Annotated in this window: 20 protein-coding genes; 10 read left to right on the top strand and 10 right to left on the bottom strand. The window is 45.9% G+C overall.

Annotated features, from left to right (window positions below; all coding sequences use genetic code 11):
* Positions 1–62 precede the first annotated feature (62 nt).
* The 3 genes from HNR50_RS14985 (at position 63) to HNR50_RS14975 (ending at position 3,329) form a co-directional block, all read left to right on the top strand.
* Complete coding sequence (locus HNR50_RS14985) at positions 63–1,328, top strand: MFS transporter (protein WP_184747597.1); 1,266 nt, start codon at positions 63–65, stop codon at positions 1,326–1,328.
* On the top strand, positions 1,325–2,368 hold the full coding sequence (locus HNR50_RS22765) for an ArsR family transcriptional regulator (RefSeq protein WP_184747596.1): 1,044 nt from the start codon (positions 1,325–1,327) through the stop codon (positions 2,366–2,368). The genes HNR50_RS14985 and HNR50_RS22765 overlap by 4 nt, the downstream gene beginning before the upstream one ends.
* Before the next feature lie 523 nt (positions 2,369–2,891).
* On the top strand, positions 2,892–3,329 hold the full coding sequence (locus HNR50_RS14975; protein WP_184747595.1) for a mechanosensitive ion channel family protein: 438 nt from the start codon (positions 2,892–2,894) through the stop codon (positions 3,327–3,329).
* 10 nt (positions 3,330–3,339) lie between these two features.
* Here the strand turns inward: HNR50_RS14975 and HNR50_RS14970 are convergent, their stop codons facing one another.
* Together HNR50_RS14970 and HNR50_RS14965 are read right to left on the bottom strand one after the other, a co-directional pair.
* Positions 3,340–4,314 carry a calcium/sodium antiporter gene (locus tag HNR50_RS14970; protein WP_221439896.1) on the bottom strand — a complete coding sequence of 325 codons (975 nt, stop codon included), beginning with the start codon at positions 4,312–4,314 and terminating at the stop codon, positions 3,340–3,342.
* The gene (locus HNR50_RS14965) at positions 4,311–5,186 is read right to left on the bottom strand and encodes an alpha/beta hydrolase (RefSeq protein WP_184747594.1); all 876 of its coding nucleotides are present in this window, start codon (positions 5,184–5,186) and stop codon (positions 4,311–4,313) included. Before HNR50_RS14965 ends, HNR50_RS14970 begins: the two co-directional genes overlap by 4 nt.
* A gap of 139 nt (positions 5,187–5,325) precedes the next feature.
* Here HNR50_RS14965 and HNR50_RS14960 point away from each other — a divergent pair, with 139 nt between their 5' ends.
* A complete protein-coding gene (locus tag HNR50_RS14960; RefSeq protein ID WP_184747593.1) occupies positions 5,326–6,639 on the top strand; it encodes an ATP-dependent 6-phosphofructokinase in 1,314 nt (437 codons plus the stop codon).
* Here HNR50_RS14960 and HNR50_RS14955 read toward each other — a convergent pair.
* From HNR50_RS14955 to HNR50_RS14940, 4 genes are all read right to left on the bottom strand, one after another.
* Positions 6,636–6,869: a transporter associated domain-containing protein gene (locus tag HNR50_RS14955; RefSeq protein WP_184747592.1), complete on the bottom strand. Its 234-nt coding sequence runs from the start codon at positions 6,867–6,869 to the stop codon at positions 6,636–6,638. The genes HNR50_RS14960 and HNR50_RS14955 overlap by 4 nt on opposite strands.
* Positions 6,870–6,972: 103 nt before the next feature.
* Positions 6,973–8,118, bottom strand: coding sequence for an OmpA family protein (locus tag HNR50_RS14950; RefSeq protein ID WP_184747591.1), 1,146 nt, complete (start codon positions 8,116–8,118; stop codon positions 6,973–6,975).
* A 12-nt stretch (positions 8,119–8,130) separates the two neighbouring features.
* Positions 8,131–10,587: a T9SS type B sorting domain-containing protein gene (locus HNR50_RS14945; RefSeq protein ID WP_184747590.1), complete on the bottom strand. Its 2,457-nt coding sequence runs from the start codon at positions 10,585–10,587 to the stop codon at positions 8,131–8,133.
* A 70-nt stretch (positions 10,588–10,657) separates the two neighbouring features.
* Positions 10,658–10,828 carry a hypothetical protein gene (locus tag HNR50_RS14940; RefSeq protein ID WP_184747589.1) on the bottom strand — a complete coding sequence of 57 codons (171 nt, stop codon included), beginning with the start codon at positions 10,826–10,828 and terminating at the stop codon, positions 10,658–10,660.
* Between the two features lie 108 nt (positions 10,829–10,936).
* Here HNR50_RS14940 and HNR50_RS14935 point away from each other — a divergent pair, with 108 nt between their 5' ends.
* Genes HNR50_RS14935 through HNR50_RS14925 form a run of 3 tightly spaced genes read left to right on the top strand, consistent with a single transcriptional unit; the run spans position 10,937 to position 14,185 of the window.
* Positions 10,937–12,637 (top strand): TrkH family potassium uptake protein, encoded by a 1,701-nt coding sequence (locus HNR50_RS14935; RefSeq protein WP_184747588.1) that lies wholly within the window; start codon positions 10,937–10,939, stop codon positions 12,635–12,637.
* 18 nt (positions 12,638–12,655) lie between these two features.
* Entirely contained in the window at positions 12,656–13,351 is a 696-nt protein-coding gene (locus tag HNR50_RS14930; protein WP_184747587.1) for a potassium channel family protein, read from the top strand.
* Complete coding sequence (locus HNR50_RS14925; RefSeq protein WP_184747586.1) at positions 13,352–14,185, top strand: hypothetical protein; 834 nt, start codon at positions 13,352–13,354, stop codon at positions 14,183–14,185. It begins immediately after the preceding gene.
* On the opposite strand, the gene hrpA is transcribed toward HNR50_RS14925, so the two are convergent.
* Positions 14,127–18,077 carry an ATP-dependent RNA helicase HrpA gene (gene hrpA, locus HNR50_RS14920; RefSeq protein ID WP_184747585.1) on the bottom strand — a complete coding sequence of 1,317 codons (3,951 nt, stop codon included), beginning with the start codon at positions 18,075–18,077 and terminating at the stop codon, positions 14,127–14,129. The two genes, HNR50_RS14925 and hrpA, sit on opposite strands and share 59 nt — an antisense overlap.
* 148 nt (positions 18,078–18,225) lie before the next feature.
* Entirely contained in the window at positions 18,226–19,071 is an 846-nt protein-coding gene (gene nfo, locus HNR50_RS14915; RefSeq protein ID WP_184747584.1) for a deoxyribonuclease IV, read from the bottom strand.
* A gap of 304 nt (positions 19,072–19,375) precedes the next feature.
* Between nfo and HNR50_RS14910 the strand changes: the two genes are divergently transcribed.
* A complete protein-coding gene (locus HNR50_RS14910; RefSeq protein ID WP_184747583.1) occupies positions 19,376–21,493 on the top strand; it encodes an immune inhibitor A domain-containing protein in 2,118 nt (705 codons plus the stop codon).
* 105 nt (positions 21,494–21,598) lie between these two features.
* Entirely contained in the window at positions 21,599–22,696 is a 1,098-nt protein-coding gene (dinB, locus tag HNR50_RS14905) for a DNA polymerase IV (protein WP_184747582.1), read from the top strand.
* A 4-nt stretch (positions 22,697–22,700) separates the two neighbouring features.
* Here the strand turns inward: dinB and HNR50_RS14900 are convergent, their stop codons facing one another.
* Positions 22,701–23,459 carry a hypothetical protein gene (locus HNR50_RS14900; RefSeq protein WP_184747581.1) on the bottom strand — a complete coding sequence of 253 codons (759 nt, stop codon included), beginning with the start codon at positions 23,457–23,459 and terminating at the stop codon, positions 22,701–22,703.
* Positions 23,460–23,713: 254 nt separating this feature from the next.
* Between HNR50_RS14900 and corA the strand changes: the two genes are divergently transcribed.
* Positions 23,714–24,775, top strand: a complete 1,062-nt coding sequence (gene corA / locus HNR50_RS14895) for a magnesium/cobalt transporter CorA (protein WP_184747580.1) — start codon at positions 23,714–23,716, stop codon at positions 24,773–24,775.
* Here the strand turns inward: corA and HNR50_RS14890 are convergent.
* The gene (locus HNR50_RS14890) at positions 24,731–25,579 is read right to left on the bottom strand and encodes a mechanosensitive ion channel domain-containing protein (protein WP_184747579.1); all 849 of its coding nucleotides are present in this window, start codon (positions 25,577–25,579) and stop codon (positions 24,731–24,733) included. The two genes, corA and HNR50_RS14890, sit on opposite strands and share 45 nt — an antisense overlap.
* Between the last annotated feature and the right edge of the window lie 3 nt (positions 25,580–25,582).

Genomic DNA, 25,582 nt, shown 5'->3' with positions numbered 1-25,582 from the left:
GTTATGTTAGATATGGATTAAACACAAATAAATGTAAGATCATTCTTATATAAGAGGATAATATGGAAATAAAAGAAAAAAGGAATATAGCCCTTTCCGTAGCCGGAATGTCAGTATCAAGACTCGGAAGTCTGATCTATACATTCGCCATCGGTCTCTATGTCTTAAAGCTCACCGGTTCGGGGCAGTCCTTCGGTTTGACGCTGATGCTCGGCATATTGCCACGGGTTCTTCTCGGCCCCTTTGCGGGAAATTTTGCCGATAGAATGAATAAGAAAATACTTATTGTCGGATCGGATCTCTTCAGCGGGATTCTGATGATAGTTCTCTATATGTACACTCTAAAGGGAGATCTGACCCTCCCTCTTATATACGGAACGACTCTGCTCCTTTCTATCTCCTCAGTTCTCCTGGACAATAGCTTCGGAGCAGCGCAAAGAGATATCGTGCGCATAGAATCGCTGACGCGGCTCGGCTCGATCCGTCAATCGCTGGAGAGCATAATCAATCTGGCTTCTCCCATGATCGGTGGCGTTATCTACGCGATCTTTCCCATTGGTGCTTTTCTGCTGATTAACGGTATTTCTTTTCTCCTGTCATCAGTCTCGGAATACTTTATCGATTTCAATTTCAACAAAGCGAATAAAGAGGCTTCGGTCAAACAATCCTTCTTCAGAGATATGAGAAGCGGTTTTGATTATACGCGAAAGGATAATCTGCTGATCGGAATCGGATTGAGCGCACTCATGCTGAATTTCTTTCTTTCATCACTGGGAATCATCATACCTCTGGCCATTGTGGAGCAGATGGGAATCGAAGAGCAGCTATACGGCCTTTCCTCGTCAGTTATTTCGCTGGGAGCTCTTTTCGGCGCCGTCATTATCGGAAAGAGAAACAGCAAGTTGACCAGAAATCTGTTGATCAAAGCGCTGACTGTAGAAGGGTTGTGCTTCACTCTTGCGGGAGTGGCCATGCACGGTTTTTTCGGTAATTCCTACTTCGCCCTTGGCCTGATAACACTTTTCGGTTTTGTTATGGTCGCTTCGATCACCTTCGTCAATGTGCCCGTCGGAGTCTTTTTCCAGACAAGAGTTGATCCCGAATATCTGGGAAGAGTCAGCTCCATTATCGGTTCGGTCTGCCTGGGAATCATGCCGATCGCCTACCTGCTCTTCGGATTTCTTTCGGAACACTACTCCCCCTTTGCCATATTGACTGTTTCCGGTTCTCTCAATATCGTTATTGTCATAATTATGGCTTTGTCTCCCGTATTCAAAGAACTGGATACCCACATAGAATTAATGGAAGCTGTAGAGGAGCCGGCGTGACGGGCGATCATTTCACCTATAATATGCTGATGGAGTTTCACTCTTTTCTGAATAATCTGGCATCTTATGATGACGAGTTTAAAAAATACACCGATTTTTCCAGACCCGATGCTTTTGTCGAGGATTTGATAGATTCCGTCTATGAAGATCTCAGCCCCGCTATGAAAGGCGACCTCAAGCTGTTTTACGGGGACTCGGTTCTGGTTCCCTACGCACTTATTGCCAGCTGGGTTCTGGGAACAGCTTCCGACTATAAACAATTCCGCAACATCCTTCAGAAAATGTCCGCCGATGATCTCCTCGGGTTCATTTTGTCCACAGAGGAGGAGGATACCCGGAACGAAGAGACTGAAGAACAAAGCTTCGAGAGGATTGAGGCCCAGCTGGCGGTTCTGGATATGGATGAAACCATTATCGATAGCTACAGGGAACTTAAAAAATTTCCTGAACAGACCATGAACAGAATCCGTCTTTTTCTCGATCAGTTTTACTTCACCTACTTCGAACAAGCGGAAGAGAAAATTGAGAGTTTTCTTAAAGAAAAGGTCAAAGAGCACAGCGGAATATACAGCAGAGACAGCTCTTTGTTTAAAAAATCCATAATAAAAGTCTCCTTTGACGACCAGTGCGACAGCCAGGAAGAATATCTTTTTACAATAGGTTATCTGAGTGGAGGACAACAGTCCTATCATCAGAGCGGATGCCGGATATTCTGCTATTACGGATACCAGTTTGAAAAACTTTTCGATCCCGAATTTCTGGAAAAACAGATCGGTGATTTTTTTAAAGCTGTTTCCGACGAGACACGTCTGAAAATGATCCGGCTCCTAAGCCGCAAGAGCTGGTACTCCACGGAACTGGCGGAAGAGCTCGAGCTTAATAAAGCGACTGTCAGTTATCACATGAAAATACTGACCCGTCTCAATATCATAGATATCAGCCTGGGCAGGAACAAAAGGATCTATTACAGACTGAATCTCGAAGACCTGACGGGTTATTTCAACAATTTTTTAAGTTCGCTGCAAAAAGCCGAACAATGAACTTATTATGAGTTCAGTCTATTGAGCTCAGAAAGCAGGATGAACTTGATTCATATTTTTTAACGGTACATGCTTTTTAGTATGGAACAATATCTAAGTGTGTTTACTGACTGGTCTCTGGAAGCTCTATCAATCGGCATGATACTGTTCATTATAGCCGATCTTATTTTAGAGATTCTCCTAGGTATTCTGGAGAAGCAAAAATCTAGTTTTTTTGGCTTTGTCAGGCTTTTTGCTCAAACCTTTTGTCCACATTGAACTGGTAGCAGCCTATCTGTTTATGATAAAACTTCCCGAAAGTCCTGTATTCCCGTGGGATATGGTATATTTCGGCGTCATTTATCTTCTGACCGGTTTGGGAATGATCCTTTCGGTAATTAAAGGAATCAGGTACTTTTTAAAGTGGAAATGATCCGCATGATCTTGAGAATTGTTTTAATTTTCTTTGCTCTGTTCGGAGTCATCCAGATAGTTACAGGAAAACCCTTTACCTCTCTACTTGCCGGACCGGGAATCGGAGGCCTTGCTCTGGCTCTGGCCGGGAACCAGGTTATCATTCCCAACGACCAGATGGCCATCGGAGCCTGTAGAAAATATCGGAAGGAGACCCTATCTGAAACGGGTGACCAATATTACAGTGACCTACACCACTACTCCGGAAAAAATGAAACAGGCCCTGCAGATAATAAAAAATATCCTGAATGATCATGAAGGGATGATGGAGAACTTTCCCCCGAGAGTTTATTTAAATGAGTTCAATGCGGAATCGCTGAATATTCTGGACATTTACTGGTACGCACCGGCCGACTACTGGGCCTTTACAGAATTTTCGGAGAATGTGAATTTGGAAATCCTGGAGCAATTCAACAAAGAAGGTATCGAGTTCGCCTTCCCGACGACAACGACATATCTGGAGCAGTCGGAAGGCAAAAGCATTAAAATCGATTTGGATAAAAAATAATGTTTTCCTTTTATTGCGGGTTTGTTAGCAGATTGACCAGATAACCCGCATATAGAACTAAAAAAACTCCGCCTTCCCATCTCTGTATTTTCCTACCGCCTCCGGTGAACACAAAGAGAAAAAGAAGTATACTTGCAATAAGATTAAGCGCCAAATCAGGATTGAAAGAATCTCCGAAGATCGCCAGGGGCGAGATTCCTGCTGAAATACCTAATATAAAAAAGACATTGAATATGTTGGATCCGACTATATTTCCTATTGCTATGTCCGTTTTTTTTCTGAAAGCCGCGACAGTCGAGGTGGCAAGTTCCGGCAGAGAGGTTCCTGTAGAAATTATGGTCAGTCCGATGATCCTCTGTGATACACCGAAGTATTCGGCTATGGCAACGGAATTATCTACGATAAGTTTTCCTCCGGCAAAAAGAAGAAACAGACCGGCGAGAAGCGCAGAGACAGTTCTCGTCATTTTTATTTCAACCGCATCGGCAATCTGCTGCATCTGTAAGCTGTCATCTCTCATGGCATGGAATGTATAAGCCATAAAGATCATGAAAAAAAACAGTAGAATGAACCCGTCCGAGCGTGACACGTCGTTAGCGGCTCCCTTATCAAGAAAAACATCATTTGCCAGAACAAGAAGAACCAGTCCCGATAACAGACAGAGAGGAATTTCAATCCAGGTTGTTGATTTTTTAACTTCCAGCGGATAAATAAGGCTGGAGATCCCCAGAATCAGGAGGATATTGAAGATATTGCTACCTAAAATATTACCCAGGGTTATGCTGTTAGCTCCGCTTAGAGATGAAAAAAGATTGACTGTCAGTTCCGGTGCAGAAGTTCCGAATGCAACAATTGTCAAACCTATGACCAATTCGGAAACGCCGAATCTCCTGGCCAGACTCGAGGAAGATCTGACAAGAAACTCGGCACCGGAAATCAGAGCGACAAATCCCAAAAGTATCAATACAAAACTGAGTCCTATCAATTGAGAAACCTCCTGATGATCCCTGCCATTTCCGAACAGCGGAGATATCCATATGATTTGTGATGGTTTTCCTTACCATCATATTCATATTTATTCGCGACAAGCAGGTCTTCCGGAAACACTCCGGAGCTGTTTGGAGTAAAATCTGGTGCCAGATCATAATTTATTGCCACGCTGTCATTGAAATCTGCCAGATTATACCAGGCCCTGGAGATATTCTCCGGAGTCTCTGCTTTTCTATTCTTATCCACTGATGGATTCTTTCTCTCCTTCAGAATCCTGCCACGTATAACAGGTATTCCCAAAGGAGACCCAATCGTTACAAGTGTGTCGATTTTTACTTCGGGAGCGTATTCCTTAAGCACATCCCATGCGATGATAGATCCCATGGAATGGGCTATCAGCAGGATTTTTTTTCTTCTATGCTTTTTCAAAGTCTGTGCTAGAAGATTGCAGATGGCATCTTTTTCAGTCGTCCGGCTTCTGTCATCAATATTCCTGCCATAGTAGGCATCTATATCTTTAACAAAGTTTTTCAGAATAAGATTGGTCAATCCGTTAAAGCGCAATGCCCCTTCTTCATCGAGAAATATATGATCAAGCTGTTCGTTGAACCGATTCCTCAGCTTTTTTCTCAGAGCTGTTGCGGCAGGTGGAGAGCTGATGCTTTCAGCAGGGGTATATCTCTCCCGTAGATACAGGGGATGATCTTTATCTACAATCTGGGGATCAAGAGGTTCGGGATGAAGAACCGGAGCCCAGTACACAAGCTTAAATCGGAAAAAAAGCCATCTCCCATAGGGTTTCAATCCTTCTTTTACGGCTTGCTTCCACCACTTTTGAAGCAATTTCCTATCGGGTTTATTACCCATACCATGTATGCCAATTATAATTCTAGACATTAGATTTTTCCACTGATCAAATTTTAATCCAGCCGGTTCAATATTAGACATTTTAGATAGATTAGCAAGTGTATTTTTTGATAAAATCTATATACCAGGAGTCTCCATAATGACTGAAAAAGACTTTACCATTACCAAATTGGGAAAATGCATAAGACAATCGCCCATAAAGTATTCCAGAGCTCATGCTCAGAAAGATGTACGTTTCATCGATGATAATTTAAAAATATTATACAACAATAGCTTTTCTTCAGTTAATGATGAACTGAATCATCCTGAAAAAGTCCTTTTGGAAAAGGCAGGACCGAGAGAACACATATATTTCGATCCGGAAATGGTTCATGCCGGGATCGTTACATGCGGGGGATTATGCCCCGGATTAAATGACGTTATCAGATCGGTCGTCAGGAGCCTCTGGTATCTTTACGGAGTGCGTAAAATATCAGGAATAACCTATGGTTACAAAGGTTTTCTGCCGGAATACGGATATCCCGCAAAGGAGCTGAATCCCGATGTTGTCGATCAGATACAGGAAACGGGTGGGTCTATTCTCGGCACATCCAGAGGCGGGGCCGATATACCCCGGATCGTCGATGCTCTGGAAAAAAAGAAGCTGAATATCCTCTTTACTATCGGCGGAGACGGAACCCAGAGAGGAGCGCTGGCCATATCAGAAGAAGCAGCCAGAAGAGGACTTGATATATCCATCATCGGTATACCGAAAACCATAGACAATGATATCAGTTACGTTTCAAAATCCTTCGGCTTCGATACTGCTGTAGAAAAGGCTGTAGATGCGGTCAGAACAGCACACACGGAAGCGAAGAGTGTCCATAATGGAATCGGGCTGGTAAAGATAATGGGCAGGGAATCGGGCTTTATCACCGCACACACGACACTGGCCATCAGTAATGTCAACTTCACTCTCGTTCCGGAAGTCGATTTTTCTCTGGACGGGGAAAACGGTTTTCTCAGAAAACTTGAAGAGAGGCTTGCAGAGAAGAATCATGCAGTCATTCTTGTCGCCGAGGGCGCCGGGCAGAAGCTTATGGCGGAATCGGCTTTGAAAGATGAATCGGGGAATAAAAAACTTGAAGATATCGGCTTGTTTCTGAAAGAGCAGATAACGGAATATCTCCTGTCCAGAAAAGTGAATTTCACTATGAAATATGTTGATCCCGGATATATGATCAGGGCATCGGTAGCGGCGTCGATAGACTCGATTTATTGCGCGAGACTGGGAGCCCATGCGGTTCATGCGGCCATGTCGGGAAGAACGGCCATGCTCATTTCACAATGGAATAATGCCTTTGTCCACATACCCATATCCATGGCTGTCTCCAAAAGGAATCTCATAGATCCGGACGGCAGTTTATGGAGAGACGTGCTGGAATCGACGCAGCAGCCGGACGATATGTATTAATGGACAGGATCCTCAAGAAGCTGGATTCGGACCGATTTAATGCAGTGTTTGTCAGCATCAAATACGGTATATTTCAACTTGTAATCACGATATTCCGCATTAATTAGCGGGATAACTCCCATTCGCTCGCAGATATAGCCTCCCAAAGTCTGGTTGTTCCCTTTTTTTAACTTCAGATTGAGAACATGGGAGAGATATTCAAGATCCGTATTGCCGGAAGCAATAAACACAGCCGGTTCAGAGAAAACAGGGCTGTCTCTGAACCGGAGAAATAAAAAGAAAACAAAAGCAATATCCCCGGAAGGACGTATTCAATCATTCCTGTACTATACTCTATTTCTTCAGGATGAATACGACTCTTCTGTTCTTCCAGCGATTTTGCAGATCGGAAAAAGGCACGATCGGTCGAATGGCTCCCATACCGACATAGTCCATGGAAACAGCGTTTACTCCCCTTTCCTGAAGGGCCTCAAGTACAATCCTCGCACGGGCTTCGCTGAGAGGAAGAAGAACCTCCCGGTTTTCCTTTTCAGCTTTGACAGGATTATTCCAGAATACCGACACAGCGTGACCTTCCACTGTTATCCTGTGATCCGGAAATTTTTTAAGTTTTTCCGCCAGCAGATCGAGAGTCTCCAGATTGCTGAGTCTCTGTTCATCACCTACATCGAGAAAATCCGCTCTATAGGGCTTGAACGTTATGGAATTGACCCGTATGCGGAAAGTGTCCCCTTCCTTCCAAACGAGGATATCTGTTGAAAAGGACTCTTCCGCAAGACTGGAATTACCCAGATTGTCAAGTGCTCTTAGTACGGCTCTGTAATCAGCGGCACTCCCGACAACGACCCGGCCATTGTCAGTTCCATCCCAGACAATGGCCCCGCTTTTATTGCTTTCCGAATTGAAACTCTTGATCATGGCATCGTGCGAATCGTATATATCCAGAGTCCAGGACTGAACGCCCGATAAATCGTCTTTCGCCGAGACAGTAATTTCAATAGTGTCATTAATACCATCTTCATCGGGAGAAAAAAGCCCTTCGGCAAAAGCGATGGAGCCTTCAGGTCCAGTCGTATCGACAACGAATCCGGCTGTTTCCTGGATAAAGGGCTCTGACATACCGGAGAACCAGATGGAAAGCCGCCCGCGATAAAGACCATCGGGAGCTGTTTTGCCATTATCTGTTTTTCCGTCCCAGGACCACAATTGGGGTGCTGAACCTTTTCCCGGAACCTTTCTGACAGCGTTTTCCTGTTCATCAACGATTTCCAGAAGCCACTTCTCCGGCGTATGGTTTGTACCGGCGAGAATCTGGAATTCAATCTCATCATGCAATCCGTTACCCGTAGGTGCCACACCCGGTCCTTTTACCTGGATCAGGACGATTTCATCAGAATAATCCACCGGCTCAGTTTCCGGTGTCGTTTTGCAGCCGAAAACAAACAGTACAGCAAAGGTCAATAGTGTTATTTTTTTCATTTCTTTCCTTCTTTACTTTATAAGAATAAACTCAACCCGACGGTTCTTCCATCGGTTAATCGGATCACTGTGCGGTACGACCGGCATATAACCACCCTGCCCTCCTGTTGAAATGCGATTACCATCGATTCCTCTCATGATAAGCGCATCTCTGATGCTTTCAGCCCGGTTTGCCGAAAGTGGAAGCAGAACATCATTCTCCTCTTTAAGCCAGCGATCCAGCTTATCCCAGTAAACCCTGACAGCATGACCTTCTATGCGGATTTTATAAGAGCTGTATTTCTGAAGGACCTGAGCCAGCCTGTCGAGAGTCCTGATATTGTTGTCCGCAAGCTGGGGTTCAACATCCAGATATTCGGCGGTAAAAGGTTTGAAATAGATGCTGGATATACTGATTTTCAACCTGTTTCCCTCTTTCAGAACAAGAATGTCCGTTGGGAGTGATTCCGTGTGCGCGACTTCATTCCCCACACTGTCTTCCGCCACTATTTTCACTGTATAATCCGAAGCCGACTGAATCAACTCACCGTTTGCCGAATACCCGTCCCAGATGTACTTACCCGATGTGAATAAAGTTGAGGGGAGAACCATAAAAACCTGGTCATTGGGATCGAGAATATAGGCTGTCCAGTAATCTACGGCATAATTGTCGGTTACATCGACCTCAATAACCAGAGAGTCATTGGTTCCATCGCCGTCAGGGGAAAAGGGAAGCCCCGTGAGCCGGCACTGAATCGAAGGAGGTGTCAAGTCCAGAATAACAGGAGATTCAGAGAGTATACGGGACAGGTTCCCCTTTTCGTATTCGACAGAATAGACGACGAAAAACTTTCCTTCCTGTATTTCTCCTTCTTTATTCATTCCATTCCAGGTAAGGGACTCCGGTATATTTCCGGACTGGTGTACCCCGTAATCGAAAACTGTCTCTCTCGACTCATCCTGGATGCTGCTGCTCCAGGAGATTACACCCTCACGGATTTCCTGAGACATATCCCACTGAGCAAAATCATAAAATCCATCTCCATTGGGACTGAAAACCCTGGTCACATTGGAAAGCTGAATCGGCGTGGGTCTCCTGTCAATAGTAAAGGGATTGGACTGAAAGCGGGCAGAAGTGCCTGCCGGATCGGTCGACTCCAACACGTAGTTATACAAACCGTCAGGAGCCGGATTCCCGGAATCATCCAGACCATCCCAGGAGAAAGAAAATGCTTTATCATTCCATTGGTGAGTTTTAACAGAATTTCCCGATTGATTGACGATGGCTCCCTTCCAGACCGGTTCGGTGGAGGTTGTCTGGTTTATTGATATGGAATCGGATTTTCCATCTCCGTCGGGAGAGAAGATTCTTACCGAATTGGAAAGCACGGCCCTGGGCGGAGTGATATCCAGTTCCAGGGCGCCCGAGGTGACAGAAGGCGTATTGCCATTATTATATTCGACTGAATAAACAGCGTAATAATAACCTTCCGGAAGCAGTCTGCCCGTATCGTTTTTCCCGTCGAAGATTATCAAGCCCTCATAGGATCCTGAATCGAGGTTAAAGTGTCTGACAACAACACCTCTTTCATTGATAATGTTCATCTGTGCAGAAGCAATATCTGTGGCATTATCAGCACCCAGCTTAATGGAAACTGTGTCTTTAATGCCGTCTCCGTTTGGAGAAAAATGAGAGAGATTGCTATCGCATGATATGACAAAAAAGCGGTTTTCCATATACAGGCCTGTTTCTTCAAAAAGGGAACTGTTTCCCGCTTTATCGGTTGATGTGAGTTTATAGCTGTATTCACCTGTTTCTATCAGATTTCCCTGACTGTCGCTGCCATCCCACTGGAAAGCGTATGGAAGACCGGTCCAGTTGTAAATACGGATCTCTTCTCCCTGAGAATTGAATAACGTCCCGGTCCACAGATCTTCCCCTGAACCTGACTGATAGATATCGAGGAAGTCTCTATTTCCATCTCCGTTAGGCGAAAACTTCCTGTAGGGAATGGAGATTTCTGCTGAAGGGGGCGTATTGTCCACAATGATCCTGAAACCGATCACAGACCCGGTATTTCCGGAGTAATCCCAGCCATCGACTTTTAAAACATAAGAACCGTCAGAAGCAAATGATCCGCTGTCTTCCGTCCCGTTCCACCGGACTGTTTCGGGAAGATCAAGAGGAGTTTTCCTTCCAGTTATTCTTTTCTTGCCTTCAGGGATGCTTTTTCCATAAGTCTCGGACCATATTGTACGATCAGACTCATCGAGGATACTCAACCTGTAACCGGCTAGGGCCAATCCTTCTCGATATTCCATGGATAAGGGGAACTCGGCAACAACCTGTATGCCGTCTCCATTGGCCGGGGAGATATACCGGACTTCCCACCAGGGACCTTCGAGGGGAATATCCCCCTTATATGTTGCACAGGACACAACAAACCAACTCACAACAGAAAACAGAAAAAGAAAACGGATTCCTTTCATAACGTTTCTCCCGCAGGGCCAAATGCCTTTACGTGAAATGATCCGGAATTATATCCCGGAATATAATATACTATTTAGTTTTATGGGGATTTTTCATATGACTGATACTGGTGATAAGAAGAAGATAGCTTAGGAATATCAGGATACTCAGAAAGAATTTGACACGTCCGACTTCGTTGTTCTGAAAAAAGAAAACGATAGAAATGAAACCTACAATCAGTCCTGAAAAAAACTTAAGCATAGGCACTCCTTTATTCGGCTTGTATTCTAAACTTATTGGGAAAAATGTAAATATCAAACCTGGCAAAATGCTTGAATATTTAAGCTTTTTAAGCAGATAATTCATAATATGAAAAAGTTTCTGCTTTTCGTGCTTTTGATTCTGGGAGTAACGGGACTCTTCTTTGAAAATCGCGCCGAACTCCTGGGAAATTACCGATGGATTATCACGGTAATAGACTATATTCTCGTTCTGACCCTGTTGGCCGAGTCTATCCAGAGTTTCGTCAGAGCCGGCAACAAACTCTATTACCTTAGAAAAAACATTCCATCATTAATTTTCCTGGTGGTCTATTTAGGGCTATTCCTGAGCAACAAGGTTCTTTCACAACGATTCGCCGATGCGGAAATCAAAGGTTATTTCGCATTCATTATTATAAGAAACATCCTTCTCATATTAAAAGTCTACGGAAGGATGAGGAAATTTTCAGGATTTCTCCATTCCATTTTTTCCAAACCGGCTCAAACCGTCGTTCTCAGCTTCATACTTGTTATTCTGGCGGGAACATTTGCACTTATGATGCCGATGATGACAACGGGAGGACGAATCGATTTCATCAACTCTCTGTTCACAGTAACCTCAGCAGTCTGCGTGACCGGTCTGGCAGTTGTGGATACAGCCGGATTCTACACCTTCTGGGGGCATCTGACCATCATGGTTCTCATACAGATCGGCGGGCTGGGAATCATGCTGCTCTCGTTCTTCCTTGTCTTCTCTTTCAGGAAGAAAGTGAGCATTAAAGACCGGTCTCTCCTCACCTATATGCTCAACGAATCGGATATGGCGTCAATAATAAAGAGCGTAAAGCGGATAATCATCCTCACATTTTCCATTGAAGGAGGCGGAGCACTACTCCTTTACCCCCAATTTATAAATCTGGGGAAAAAACCCGGTGAAGCCATGTTCTATTCCCTGTTTCATGCCGTTTCAGCCTTCTGCAACGCCGGTTTCGCCCTCTTCAGCGACAGTCTGGAATCATTCAGTTCCAGCCCGGCCATGAACTTCACCATTGCCGGACTGATAATAGCCGGGGGAATCAGCTTTACCGTTTTGACTGATCTCTTTTCCGGCCTGAAAGCCCTGATCAGGAGAAAACAGTATAAGCTCTCCATCAATACAAAAGTCGTTGTTCAATTCTCCTTCTTCCTGACTCTGGCCGGCATGTTCATCATCTATAAGCTTGAACATGTACCGCTGCTTCTTGAGCGGAATTTGGGAGAACAGTATCTCAGCGCTTTTTTTCAGAGCGTCACTCTCAGGACAGCAGGATTCAATACCCTCCCCATGGGCAGCCTGCAGACAGGCACGCTGATCGTCATGATCGGAATCATGTTCATCGGCGGCGCATCGGGAAGCACGGCGGGCGGTATAAAAGTAAACACTCTGGGTGTCGTTCAGGCCTATATTCACTCATTCCGGAAAGGGCATGATGAAACCCTGATCTATCGGCACCAGGTTTCAAAAGACCAGATTCTCCAGGCTTTCACTGTTATCGCATTCGGAGTTCTTTCCATTTTCATCGTCCTTTTTCTTCTTTTACTGACAGAGGACGCACCGTTGTCCGACCTTATGTTCGAATCGGTCTCCGCTTTCGCCACTGTCGGTCTTTCGACGGGAATAACCGGTTCGCTCAGCCCTTTCGGGAAGGTATTTATCATTATTCTCATGTTTATAGGCAGAATCGGCCCGCTGACCCTTCTCTCGGCCACATCGGGCAGATCTAAAGCATCGCCCATATCCTATCCGGAAGCGACACTGCTGATCGGATAATAATCACAGGAGTTTAAAATGAGCAAAACAATAGCCGTCATCGGTCTCGGGACTCTGGGCAGAACGATCTGCGAAGTCCTGACGGAAAAAGGAGCTGAAGTCATCGCCATAGACAATACGCCGGCGCAGATCAACAAAGTCAAGGATATCGTAACCCAGGCTATTCAGCTTGACTCTGCTGACGAAGATTCCATCGCCAGCGCCCCTTTTGACCAGGTCGATGCTGCCATAGTTGCCATAGGGGATAATATCGAAGCCAGCATCCTTACGACGACGCTCCTGAAGCAGCATGGTGTCCCCTATATCATTTCCCGGGCTGTTAATAAAACTCACCATAAGGTATTGAAGCAGGTCGGCGCTAACGAAGTGGTTAACGTTGAAGAGGAAGAAGGAGCCAGAATAGCCATGAATCTCATGGCTCCGACCCTCCTGGAAAAGGTCAAATTGTCCAGAGATATTTATCTTCAGGAAATGCCCCTGCCTCCGGCGTTTATCAAAACAAAACTGGCTTCTCTGAATCTCATAGAGAAATTTAATCTCCGGCTGGGAGCCCTGAGGCGATATTACACATCTCTGGACAGAGACGGGAATTCGGTGCGTACAGAAAAACTTCTCTTCCCCGAAGCCGATGAAGAACTGCAGGATGGGGACGTTCTGATTCTGATCGGTTCAGAATCCGATCTGGAAGACTTCCGGAAAGCTGGAGAAGAATAAATGAAAATTATCCGGACAACAAGACTTGTTACCACACTCTCTCTTATGATAATTCTGACAGCTGCCCTGACCATTCTCGCTATAGAACTGAAAGAGGGAAGCCTTATGGAAATCAAACTATACAGAGAAAATATCTTATTCTGGGGTATTATTGCCCTTTCGCTTCAGATTTGGCTGGGACTGTCTCTGTTTTTTAATCATCGGAACCTGATAAACGATGTCAGGAGGCTATCCCGCATCGGAGACTTCTCCCAGCCCCAGGCAAGGAAAATACTGGAAAACCTGGGTCCTCTCGGTAAAGAAATGGAGAGGATGATGAGGGAGCAGAACAATCTGGTGCATCTCCGCTCAAACAGGATATCGGCGCTAAACAATCTGGTAAAGCTGCTGGGAACAAATTACGCTGAACCGATCATTATCAGCGATGTTAAGGGAGATATTTTATCGGTGAGCGGGAACCTCAGCGAAAAGCTGAAAAAGAACAATCCCGACACACTTTTCAATAATGTACTGGAGATCAGACCCGACATTCCTCTGCCGGAAGTGCTGACCTTCATGGTAAAACAAAGAAAATCCTGGTCCAGCCCCGATATTGCCGGCGTAACCTGCTCCCCTGTTCTGGACAGTACGGGAGAAATCCATTTCTGCCTCTGGGAGCTTGAAACCTCCCGTTTTTCCAGTCAGAAAGTCATGGCTCCCATCAAGTCGAAAAGCCGGGCTACGGCTATCAATCTCAGAAACCTGCTGGGCAGAATCCGCCATCCCGGCGCTAAGGCTAAAGCATCTCCCGGATCTCATGAATCCGGTCAATCAGACGCTTCTGGGAAACCTTGACCTTTGTCTTCAGCTGCTGCGCGAACACGGAAACCCGGAATTCACGGAGCAGCCAGTCAAACTCCTCGACAGCTTCCTTTTTCTCTGCGGAAACACCTTCATGCATTTCCTCGAGCATTTTCTTCCTCTGATTCAGAACGGACTGCATTTTCGCCACCCGTTCCTCATCTTTCGAGGGATCCAGTACGCCGCGCTCAGCCCGTATCTCGATGGCTTTGAGATATCGGGGAAGATCCTGAAGCCGCTCTTCCGAATAACGGTGCAGAAAATCCGCCGGGCAGATCGACTCCAGATCCTCCAGACAGGCTTTCATTATGTCCGATGCAAACCTGTTTTTGCTCTCAAGAGAGGACACAATTCCCCGGCACCTTTTATAAGCCGACAGTATACTCTCGATCCGCTCTAACATCGACTCAGCAAATGGAAAGATTCTACTTCCCCTCTCCCGTCTCCCCTCTTCGAATTCCTTCCCGTTACGGGGCCGTCTGTCTCCGAACAGGTTGGACATAACGAAAAACCAGAAGTCCTTTTCAAACTGATCGGGTCCGCTGAAATAATTGGTCACAACTTTCAGCTCAACTGGAAGAACCAGTTCCTTTCTGAAATTCTTCAATTCTTTGGAGAACTCCCTCATATAGAGGGCGGTGATTCCCTTCCGGTTCTCCCGTTCCGCCTCTTTCTGACTTTCGAAAAGCCTGAGAGAAATTATCCCGTCGCGGTATTTGAGCGCCGGATAGACTTTCCAGACACGCCCCTTCCCTTTTATCTCAATCGATTCAGGCAGATCGCCGAAATCCCACGAACGGATTTCGGATTTCTCCCATTCCCTCCTGGCTTTGGCCATAGGTCCGGCTCCGATCTTCTCGGAATGCTCAGTCACAAGGAGATTTTTTTTGCGCCCCGCTTTCAGCTCCTTCCCTTTCTGGTCGGTAATGGCGATACGGATACGCAAATGGTCGGGGAGAGTCTCCTCGTCAAACTCGCCGGGAGGAATGTAGATCCCTGAACTGCTGTAGAGAAATTCGCTGATGGCTTTGGGAAGATTTTTCTCCTCACGGGGCATATCCCGTACAATTTCATCAACCGTATTACCAATCGGTACAAGTTTTTTCCTGTGTTCCTTGGGCAGCCCCTTGATCAGAGCTTCCACTTTCTCGCGATATATGCCCGGAACCAGCCAGTCCACTTTGTCAGCGGGAATTACGGAGTTCGCCCCCGTCGGAACTTTGATCGTCACGCCGTCCTTCTGGCTCCCCGGATCGAAATTGTATTCGAATTTGAAAGTTTCTCCATCGACCGTAACAGAATCGGGGAACTGGGCAAGCTCCTCCTCAGAAGGCATGGAAACATAGACATCGCTGTCGCTCAGTTTCAGGTCTTTATCTCCCTCTTTCCGGATTCTCATTTCCAGAGCGGCGATGGAAGAGACCCCTTCCAGTTTGGGACGGTAGAACTGATAGAGCTCTTCATCACCGATAATAATATTCCGCCTGCGGAGCTTGTCCTCCATCTCCCGGGCTTCATCGAGCTTTTTTCTGTTTTCAGTGAGAAAACCGAAGCTTTTCCCTCCGTCCATCTCCCCTTCCACCAGCGCTGTGCGGACAAAAATATCCGACGCTTCGCCAGGGTTGACCTGGCTGTAGGAAACGGTCCGCCCCGGTATGACAATAAAACCATAGAGGCGCACCTGCTCCGTCGCCAGGACATCGCCGGCTTTCATCTCCCATCGGGGCGCCATATAGGAGCTGGTGCACAGATGCTTACCCAGTTCCTCGATCCATTCGACATCGATCAGCGCCACAGTGCGGGCGAAAAGCCGGGATGTGTGCACCATTTCCGATGCCACGATCCAGGGGCCTCCGTGATTGAATACCGCCGATCCGGGAAATATCATAACTTCCCGGTTTTTCGTGGCCTTGTAGAAGTTCTTTTCCTTTTTCTGAGCCAGATGGGAGAGAAGCCCGCTGAGAACAGCCTTGTGGACGGCTGTGTATTCCGGTGTGAATTCTTCCGTTTTATCGATTTTGACTCTGTTGAAATCGACTTTTTTAATATGGAATTCATTCTCGCGGAGAATCATGGTTATCTGTTTATGAATATCCCGCCATTCACGCATTCTCTTGTAGGAGATGTAATTGTCTTTACAGAAACGCCTGGCTTTGCTTGTCGATTCGGTTTTCTCTATGCGATGGTATTCCTTCCAGATATTAAGCAGCGTCAGATAATCGGAAAAGCGGTCCTTGAACTGCGCCTGTTTACTGTCTGCCAGTTCCTCTTTTCCCACCGGCCTCTCCCGGGGATCCTGAATGGTCAGAGCCGAAGCGATGACCAGTACATCCTCAAGACACCCTTCCTGATCCGCCTGAATAAGCATTTTCGCCAGACGGGGATCGATGGGAAGACGTGCCATCAGCCGCCCCGTTTTCGTCAGCTGCCAGTCGGTTCCCTTTACCTTTTTATTGCCTTTCCTGACGGCGCCGAGTTCAAAAAGAGTCTTGAATCCGTCGTTGACCGCCGCTTTCGCCGGAGGATCGATAAAGGGGAATCCCGCCACATCTTTTATTCCCAGTGAAGTCATGCGGAGTATGACCTCCGCCAGATTGGTCCGCAGGATTTCCGGCAGTGTGTATTGTGTCCGTCCCGTGTAATCCTCTTCGCTGTAGAGGCGGATACAGATCCCGTTTTCCATTCGGCCGCACCGGCCGGTTCTCTGATCTGCGCTGGACCGAGAGATTTCAGTGATCGGGAGAGAAAAAGTCCCCGATGAGGGGCTGTACTGGGCAATTCTGGCCACTCCTGAATCGATGACATAGCGGATTCCGGGGATGGTAATGGAAGTTTCAGCAATATTTGTGCTGACGATTATTTTCCTCACCTGAGAGGGTTTAAAAACGGACTTCTGTTCATCTGCGGCAAGTCGGGCGTAGAGCGGGAGAACATCGAAGCCCTGGTATTTTTTCCTCACGAGATCGCAGGTTTCCCGGATATCATGCTCGGTAGGCATAAAAATGAGGATATCCCCTTTGGAACTTTCCGTGACAATCTCCATCAGAGCGTCGCAGGCCTGCTCCGCATAGGTGCGGGGAACATCGCCGTCATCGGAAGACAGTTCTTCACGGTACCGGACTTCCACGGGAAAGGTCCGTCCCGAAACTTCTATGATAGGCGCATTCCCGAAAGCCCGGGAGAATTTTTCCGTATCGATGGTCGCCGAAGTGATGACGACTTTCAGATCCCGTCTTTTTTTAAGGAGATTGCGGATAATCCCCAGTATAAAATCGATATTAAGACTTCTTTCATGGGCTTCGTCGATAATCAGCGTATCGTATTCATTGAGCCAGGGATCGCCCTGGGTTTCGGCCAGAAGGATTCCGTCTGTCATGACTTTGAGGAACGCATCGGGACTGCTCTGGTCCTGAAAACGGATTTTGTATCCCACCGAACGGCCGATATCTTCGCCCATTTCCTCGGCGATTCTCGAAGCCACCGTCATGGCGGCGATACGCCTGGGCTGGGTACAGCCTATTTTCCCTTCGATGCCCCGTCCCGCTTCGATACAGAACTTGGGTATCTGAGTGGTTTTACCGCTTCCGGTCTGTCCGGAGAGAATGATGACCTGATTGTCCCGGATAGCCTGTACGATCTCTTTCCGCCGGGCTGTAATAGGCAGATTTTCCGGATAGTTGAGCCGCGGTGTATTTTTTTTCCGTTTTTCCTTCGTCTCAATGGATTCATTAATTCTCTGGAGAAGCCGGGAACAGTCCTGCTCCCGCGGATCTCTCTGTTTTTTCAGCCGCATAAGCGAGCCGTTCAGTCTGTACCGGTCGCATCGGCGAACTTTATTGATGTTTTTTTCTATGAGTTTTAAGCTGTCTTGAATCGTGTTTTCCATTTTTCATGAAGGATACCATTATTTCAGTCCCTTTTGAAGAGAGTGATTGATTCCAACTGTATTTACCGGCGATTATGGATCATTCCAGAGACTTGAAGAAGGCCTCTCAGATTTAGAGATTTTCTCTTCTCCTCATTGAGTTTCCGGATTAATAACCGGCCAGTTCTTTTAACTTGCCGATTTCATCAGCCCAGATTTCAGGCTCGATTGTTTCGAGAATCATCGGTATGCCGTCGTTGCGGGGGTCCTCCATAATGAAGCGGAAGGCCTCCCAGCCGATATTTCCCTGCCCGAGGCTGTGATGTCTGTCCACATGACTGCCGAATCCCGATTTGGCATCGTTCAGATGAAAGGCTTTCAGGTAATCCAGACCTATCGCTGAATCAAAATCAGCCATGACCCGATCGTATCCCTCTCTTGTTCTGATATCATATCCGGCAGCGAAAATGTGGCAGGTGTCGATGCAGACGGCAACGCGGCTTTTATTCTCCACCTGATCGATTATGGATCCGATCTGTTCAAATCGCCATCCCAGATTGCTGCCCTGTCCCGCCGTGGTTTCTATGACCAGAATAGTGTTTTGCGAAGCGACAATCGCCCTGTTAAGCGATGCCGCTATATGGGAGAGGCATTCTTCTTCCGAAATCTGCTTGAGATGGCTCCCGGGATGAAAATTCAGGTACTTGAGCCCGAGCTGTTCAACCCTCTTAATTTCATCTATGAACGCATTGAGCGATTTTTCCCGCTTTTCCTCCTCCGGATGACCGAGGTTGATGAGGTAACTGTCATGGGGGAGAACCGCATCAGGAGAAAAACCTCCCTTTTCCATATTCTCCCGGAATTTCCCGATATTCTCTTCGCTCAGGTCTTTAGCGACCCACTGTTTCTGGTTTTTCGTAAAAAGGGCGAAACCAGTCGCTCCGATTTTCATGGCATTGAGTGGAGCGTTTTCCACTCCCCCGGCAGCGCTGACATGGGCACCGATATATTTCATGACCTGACCTCTTCGTTTTTACATACTATGAGAATTATCTTTATACTTTGTCAATTCCCGTGAAAATATATATCCGGCAGAACTCTCACCGAATGACTTAGACTCTCTTGACAGATCCCCGAAACTAATACTTTATTATTATCTTTTAATAATACTTAAGTCTGATATGGCCATATTAATAAGAATACTTTCCTATTGATGAAAAACTCTTTTCACCCATAGTATATTTTTTAAAAGTTTTATATGGAAATGTTAAAAAAACTATTCCTATAATGATTTATCTTATAAATCTTTGGAGGACTCAATGAATTTCAAAAAGTTAGCCATCATTCTTCTTTCCCTTGTTTTTGCTGCTGCCTGTAGCATGAACGGATTGGGAGAACAGGACGCTCTGTCGAGGAGCGCGGCACAGGAAAGCGAAGTCATGCGCTACGGCGATGTGCTGGACCTGGGTACGACTCTCCGGCATCTGGAAAGCGATGAAATCTACAGAGCTCAACTGGATGCGAGAATCAGAGAACTGGCTGAAGAAAACAATTTCGATGAAGAAACAGGCGACGGCGAAAGCGGAGACGGAACGTTCACCTTCGACGGCGGAACCAAAGACTTTCTCGGCTATGATGACATGTATGGTTACTATTTTAAATCATTCACTCTCAGAGCCATCGGCGAGACCTGTGAAATCTGGGTAGCCGACGATCTATCCTTCGATGATGACAGGGACGCCCAGGTGGTCACGCAGGAACAGGCCGACAGGCTGAGGGACGAAATAGACGGGAATATTTATCTGAAAGACACGGAGTTTTTCGGAACACCGGATTCCCACTACGGAGATCTTTCCCAGCTGGAAGCATGGGGTTACGTACCGGAAGGTTATTACACGCCCGATGACGGACAGGAAAGGTTGATCGTTCTTGCCGACAATATCCGCGACGAATCCTTCTACGATCCCGATTATCCCTTCTTCATTGCCGGATTCTATTCCTCCACATACGAAGCCTATTTTGATAGAAATATTATCAATCTGGACACGAACAACTGGGAAGAGCGGCTGGAAAGCACATTTTTCGGCACGACAGCCCACGAATTACAGCACTTGATCCACGACGATAATGACCCGGCCGAGGAAACATGGCTGAACGAAGGCATGTCAGACTTCGCCGAATATCTCTGCGGTTACGGACACCCCGAAGGGCATGTGAACTTTTTCCTCGATCATCCCGAAAACTCCCTCGTAGACTGGGACGATCATTACGATGCCGAAACCGGTCCGGAAACGCTGGCCGATTACGGTCAGGCTTATCTCCTTCAGCTCTACCTTTACGAGCAGTTCGGACGGGACTTCACCCAGACTCTGGCAACCAGCCCCGTTACAGGATTCGAAGGAGTCGACAAGGCACTGGCTGATTTCGGAGCGGGAATTGATTTTGAAGAGGTATTCAGAAGATTTTCCGTTGCTGTAGCCATCGATACGGATACGGTTGATGAGGGAATCTACAATTTCGAGACAATCGACCTCGCAATCAATTTCGAATCGGCTCTGGAATATGATAAAGACGGCGTTCCCGCCTGGGGCGGAGACTACAAAACCTTCACTATTCCCACAAACAAAATCCACGATATCGCCTATGACGGCATTGAAGTCTTCCCCACTCCCTGGCAGATAGTCACGGATCCTCTTTCCGGCGAAGGGAATGTGCTCTGGGGCAACGAAGGACACGAAATCGCCAACGGAATGGTCCTCACAGCTGACCTGACAGGTGTTGCCTCCGCGACCTTATCCTTTGACAACTACATTCAGATCGAGGAGCAATGGGACTTCGGTATGGTTCAGGTTTCTACCGACAACGGTCAGACCTGGGAAAGCCTGGCCAATGAACATACGAGAGATGATCTGGTCGACGAAGGTTATCCGGCCATCAGGGACAATCTTCCGGGATTCACCGGTTACTATGACAGCTGGACTGAAGAATCTTTTGATCTGACTCCCTATGCAGGACAGGTCATTCTGATCAATTTCATGTATATGACCGACTGGGGATACAATGATCCGGGCTGGTATATCGATAATATCGAAATTCCAGAAATTGATTATTACAACAGCGGAGACAGTCTGAATGAGTTCATGAGCTACGATGAAGCCATAGGAAACAAGGTAAAATACGGCGTTATGCTGATTAACAAGAAGAAATCCTACGGCAGAGGACATAACCGGAATGAATATGAAGTCTTTTCAGTAGAGAGTTTCTCGCTTTCCGATAAAAACCTGGAAGAGATTAAAGGGATGTTTTCCGCAGGGGAGCTTTCTGCCATAGTCTGGTATGCCAGTGAAAAGGGCAGCAAAGGCGTGGTCCCCTACGAGTATGACGTAGTGACAAAGAGAGAATTCGCCCAGGCGCAGAAAAAAAACAGAAAAAGATAATACATTTAAAAAAAAAGGATGCCGGCTCCGCAGGGGGCCGGCTTTTTTCCGTCCATTTTAATCTTGCGCTACCAACTTAATATTTGTATAGTATAACTACAGAATATGAAAAAGATTATTCACATAGATATGGATGCGTTCTTTGCCTCGGTGGAACAGAGGAACCACCCGGAATACAGAGGAAAACCGGTGGTCGTCGGAGGAAGACCCGACAGCCGGGGCGTCGTATCCACCTGTTCCTATGAAGCGAGAGTGTACGGTATACATTCGGCCATGCCCTCCGCTCAGGCTTACAAACTGTGTCCCCATGCTATTTTTGTCTGTGATCATAATTTTTCAGACTATAAGGAAGTAAGCCGTCAGGTAAGGGACATATTTTATGAATATACAGATCTGGTCGAACCCCTTTCTCTCGATGAAGCCTACCTCGATGTTACGCAAAATAAAGCGGATAATCCTTCGGCGACCCTCATAGCTCAGGAAATAAGAGCGAAGATAAAGGACCGGACAGACCTGACAGCTTCTGCGGGCGTATCCTATAACAAATTCATAGCCAAAGTGGCTTCCGATTTCAGAAAACCGGACGGAATTACCGTCGTCACACCCGATGAAGCACAGGATTTTATTTCCCGGTTGCCCATCAGAAAATTCTGGGGTGTGGGAAAAGTGACGGAAAAAAGAATGAAGGAACTAGGGATTGAGACCGGTGCCGATCTCCAGAAATTTGAACTCTATGAACTGATTGAACTTTTCGGAAAGTCCGGTCCCTACTTTTACAACGCCGCACGGGGCATCGACAACAGACAGGTGGAGCCTGACCATATTCGCAAATCCATAGGCCGTGAAACCACATTGAAGAGAGACATTACGGATCTGGAGGAAATATACCGGATACTGAAGGAAATTGCCGATGATATCGAGCAGACTATGACCGGTTACAAAGCGAAAGCCCAGACGGCGACTTTAAAAGTGAAATATCACGATTTTCAAAGTGTTACCCGTTCTGTCACTTCAGATCAGCCTTTTTTCCGCTCACAGGAGATTATGAACCGGATCTGGTCCCTGGTATCCAAAACGGATGCGGGGAAAAAACCACTTCGCCTGCTCGGCATATCGCTGTCGGCTCTATCGGGAAAGGATTTCGGAGAATACGACCCGCAACTGCATCTCCCTTTTGAAGAAACCCTGGATAAATTCTTTTAATTCATCATTGCTTTTTCAGATAGCCGAATCGGATTCTTGCCAGTTTTCCATTTAGAGAAACACTTGTTACAACAGCATTTATCCACGAGATCCCATGGGCATCCCGCTTGACTGAGAGCTTGAAAGCATCTCCTGCCTTCAGTTTTCTTCCCGGGTTTTCTATAAGAGCTTTATTTCCCGGAAGGAGCTTCATTCTGGTTTTTTCAGGATGTTCGTGTCCGGGTATATAGATTGAAACGTCCTTGAGAAACCCTCTGTCAGCAATACTGTTCTTTCTTTCATCAATCTCGATGACTGCCTCATCTCCCAGAAGTAAGACTGTTCGAACCAGATGAGATTCCAGCGAATAAAAATTCTGAATGTAAATCCGATTCTTTCCGGGGTTCCTTTTTTCGGAACTTTTGCTAATATTTCCAATTTTTAATTTCTGTCCCTTGCGGTCAATAAGGTATCCTGTGAAAACCTCTCCCGTTTCTGTAATAAGCTGGGTGGGAATTCCATCTTTACTTTTCTCGAATTTTATTCCGAATAGTTTTTCTTTAAGCTCCCTTGCATAAGGGGTCGGATCCTTTTCATTGTTGGATACAAGTGATAAAGCTTTCTCGAAGGTGTTTCTGTTTTTCAGAAGCAGTATTTTACGTTTGCGATCCTTTAGATGGAGAGACATCCTGTCTATAAGATCCAACTCATTAATAGACAGATTAAGAAGGCGGATTTCGTTATTATATTCATCAGACCATAAGTGATGTAGCTTCTTAAGCAAATAGAATTTATAGCATCTCGAAATGAATAGGCCGATAAAAACCATAAGAACAATTAAAGCAAAACTTAAAATAGCTTCCTTTGGCGTTTTGTTTAGCCCGTCTGATATTGCTTGTAGTATTTCATATGTATCCATTCATCAAACCTCTCTCTTTCAATAATAAACTAACTAGAAGACCTTATCCAACTACAGTCTTGAAATATAACGGACATGCCTCCATAATTGTGTCGAGGTAAATTATGAATCATAAGGATATGCACAAATCCCTAGCCCGTTTCTCCCGAAAAGCCGGAAATCCTCCAGGAATGCTCGAACAGTCCGAGCACCATACCGCAAAAGCGGAAATAGAGGTCTTTCTTTACGATGACGGGAAATTTGAGGAACGAATACTGGCCGGAGAGGATCTTTCAGGTTTTAAAACTCCGGAAAACATGGTCTGCTGGATCAATATCACCGGAACCGAGGATTCGGAGTTTCTGGCCATGCTCGGTGAAAAATTCGGTTTGAGCAAACTCTCTCTCGAAGATATTCAGAATACAGGTCACAGACCGAAAATTGATGATTTTGACCGTTACCTCCATACCATTCTGAAAATGATCACATGGGATGATGAAACGAACTCCCTCCAGCTTGAACAAATCAGCCTAATCTATACGGGTAATACATTAATTTCCATTCAGGAGAGAAAGGGTGATGTCTTCGAAAATATCCGAAGCAGAATTAGACATCACAAGGGGAAGATTCGAAACAAACAGGCAGACTATCTGTTTTATGTCATGATCGACTCTATCGTGGACAACTACTTCCTTATGGTGGATAAGATAAGAGAAGAGCAGGAAATTCTCGAAGAGAAAACGCTTGGCAGCCGCAGCAAACAAGTATTCGACCGGATACTTGTTCTCAAAAAAGAGCAGATACTTCTGAGAAAATCGGTCTGGCCTCTGAGAGAAATTCTCTTCTCCCTTCAGAAGGGAGATTTTGAACAGATCAGCGATAATTCAAGGAAATATTTCCGGGACATTTATGATCACCTGCTGCTTATAATCGATATTACAGATCAGCTTAAGGATGTACTGACAGGTTTCCAGGAATCGATTATATCTTCCATCAGTTACGAAATGAACAGCGTTATGAAAGTTTTGACTATCATTTCCACGATTTTCATACCTCTTACATTCATAGCAGGGATCTACGGTATGAATTTCCGGAACATGCCGGAACTGGCCTGGGAATACGGTTATTTTGCCGTTCTGGGTATAATGCTGATTCTCTCACTGATCATGGTCATCTATTTCAGAAGAAGAAAGTGGCTTTGATTCCTTATCTCCGTAATAAAGTGTCAGATGGGGATAAGGTATGGTAATTCCCGCTTCATCAAATCTCCGTTTAATGTCCATTGCCATGGAGTTTTTCACATCGAGATAGTTGCTCTTTTCAAACCAGACTCCGAGTAAAAGAGATATGCCCGAATCCTCAAAATCCTTAACCAGAATAAGCGGTTTCGGCTCATCGAGACATAAAGGGTTTTCCTCTGAAGCCTTCTTGAGTATATCCATAGCTGTTTTAATATCATCTTTATAAGATATGGAAATATTGAAATCCTGCCTTCTGATGGGAAACCGGGTGATATTTGTCATCTCCGCGCTTATGAGCGTTTCATTGGGAATCCGGATCAGAAGATTGTCAAAAGTTTTCAGCATTATGGCAAGAGTTTCTATGGAGTGAACCACGCCGGTTTTATCGCCGACCCTGATGATATCTCCGATTTCAAAGCTCTTCTCGGCTACCAGAAACAGACCGCTGATTATATTGCCTAAACTCTTCTGGGATGCGACACCTAAAGCCAGACCCAGGATACCCGCCGCTCCCAGAAGGGCCGTCAGCTCGATTCCCAGTTCGGAAAGTACGATGAGGGTTACTATAATAAAACCTGTCCAGTTTATAAACTTGGCCACGAGCATGCGGGACTGGGGATTGAGGTTCTTCTCAAAGATCTTTCTCACTATAAATCGGATGAACCGCACCAGAAGGAAACCGGAGACGATAATTATCAGTACCTTGAGAATCTGCGCGGGATCGATATTCTGAAGTAATTTCTCGAAAGCTAAATCTTTGAACACAAA

The organism is Spirochaeta isovalerica (assembly GCF_014207565.1).
Lineage (GTDB): Bacteria > Spirochaetota > Spirochaetia > DSM-2461 > DSM-2461 > Spirochaeta_F > Spirochaeta_F isovalerica.
The sequence above is the reverse complement of the archived record's forward strand: the minus strand, read 5'-3'. Positions and strand labels throughout refer to the sequence as shown.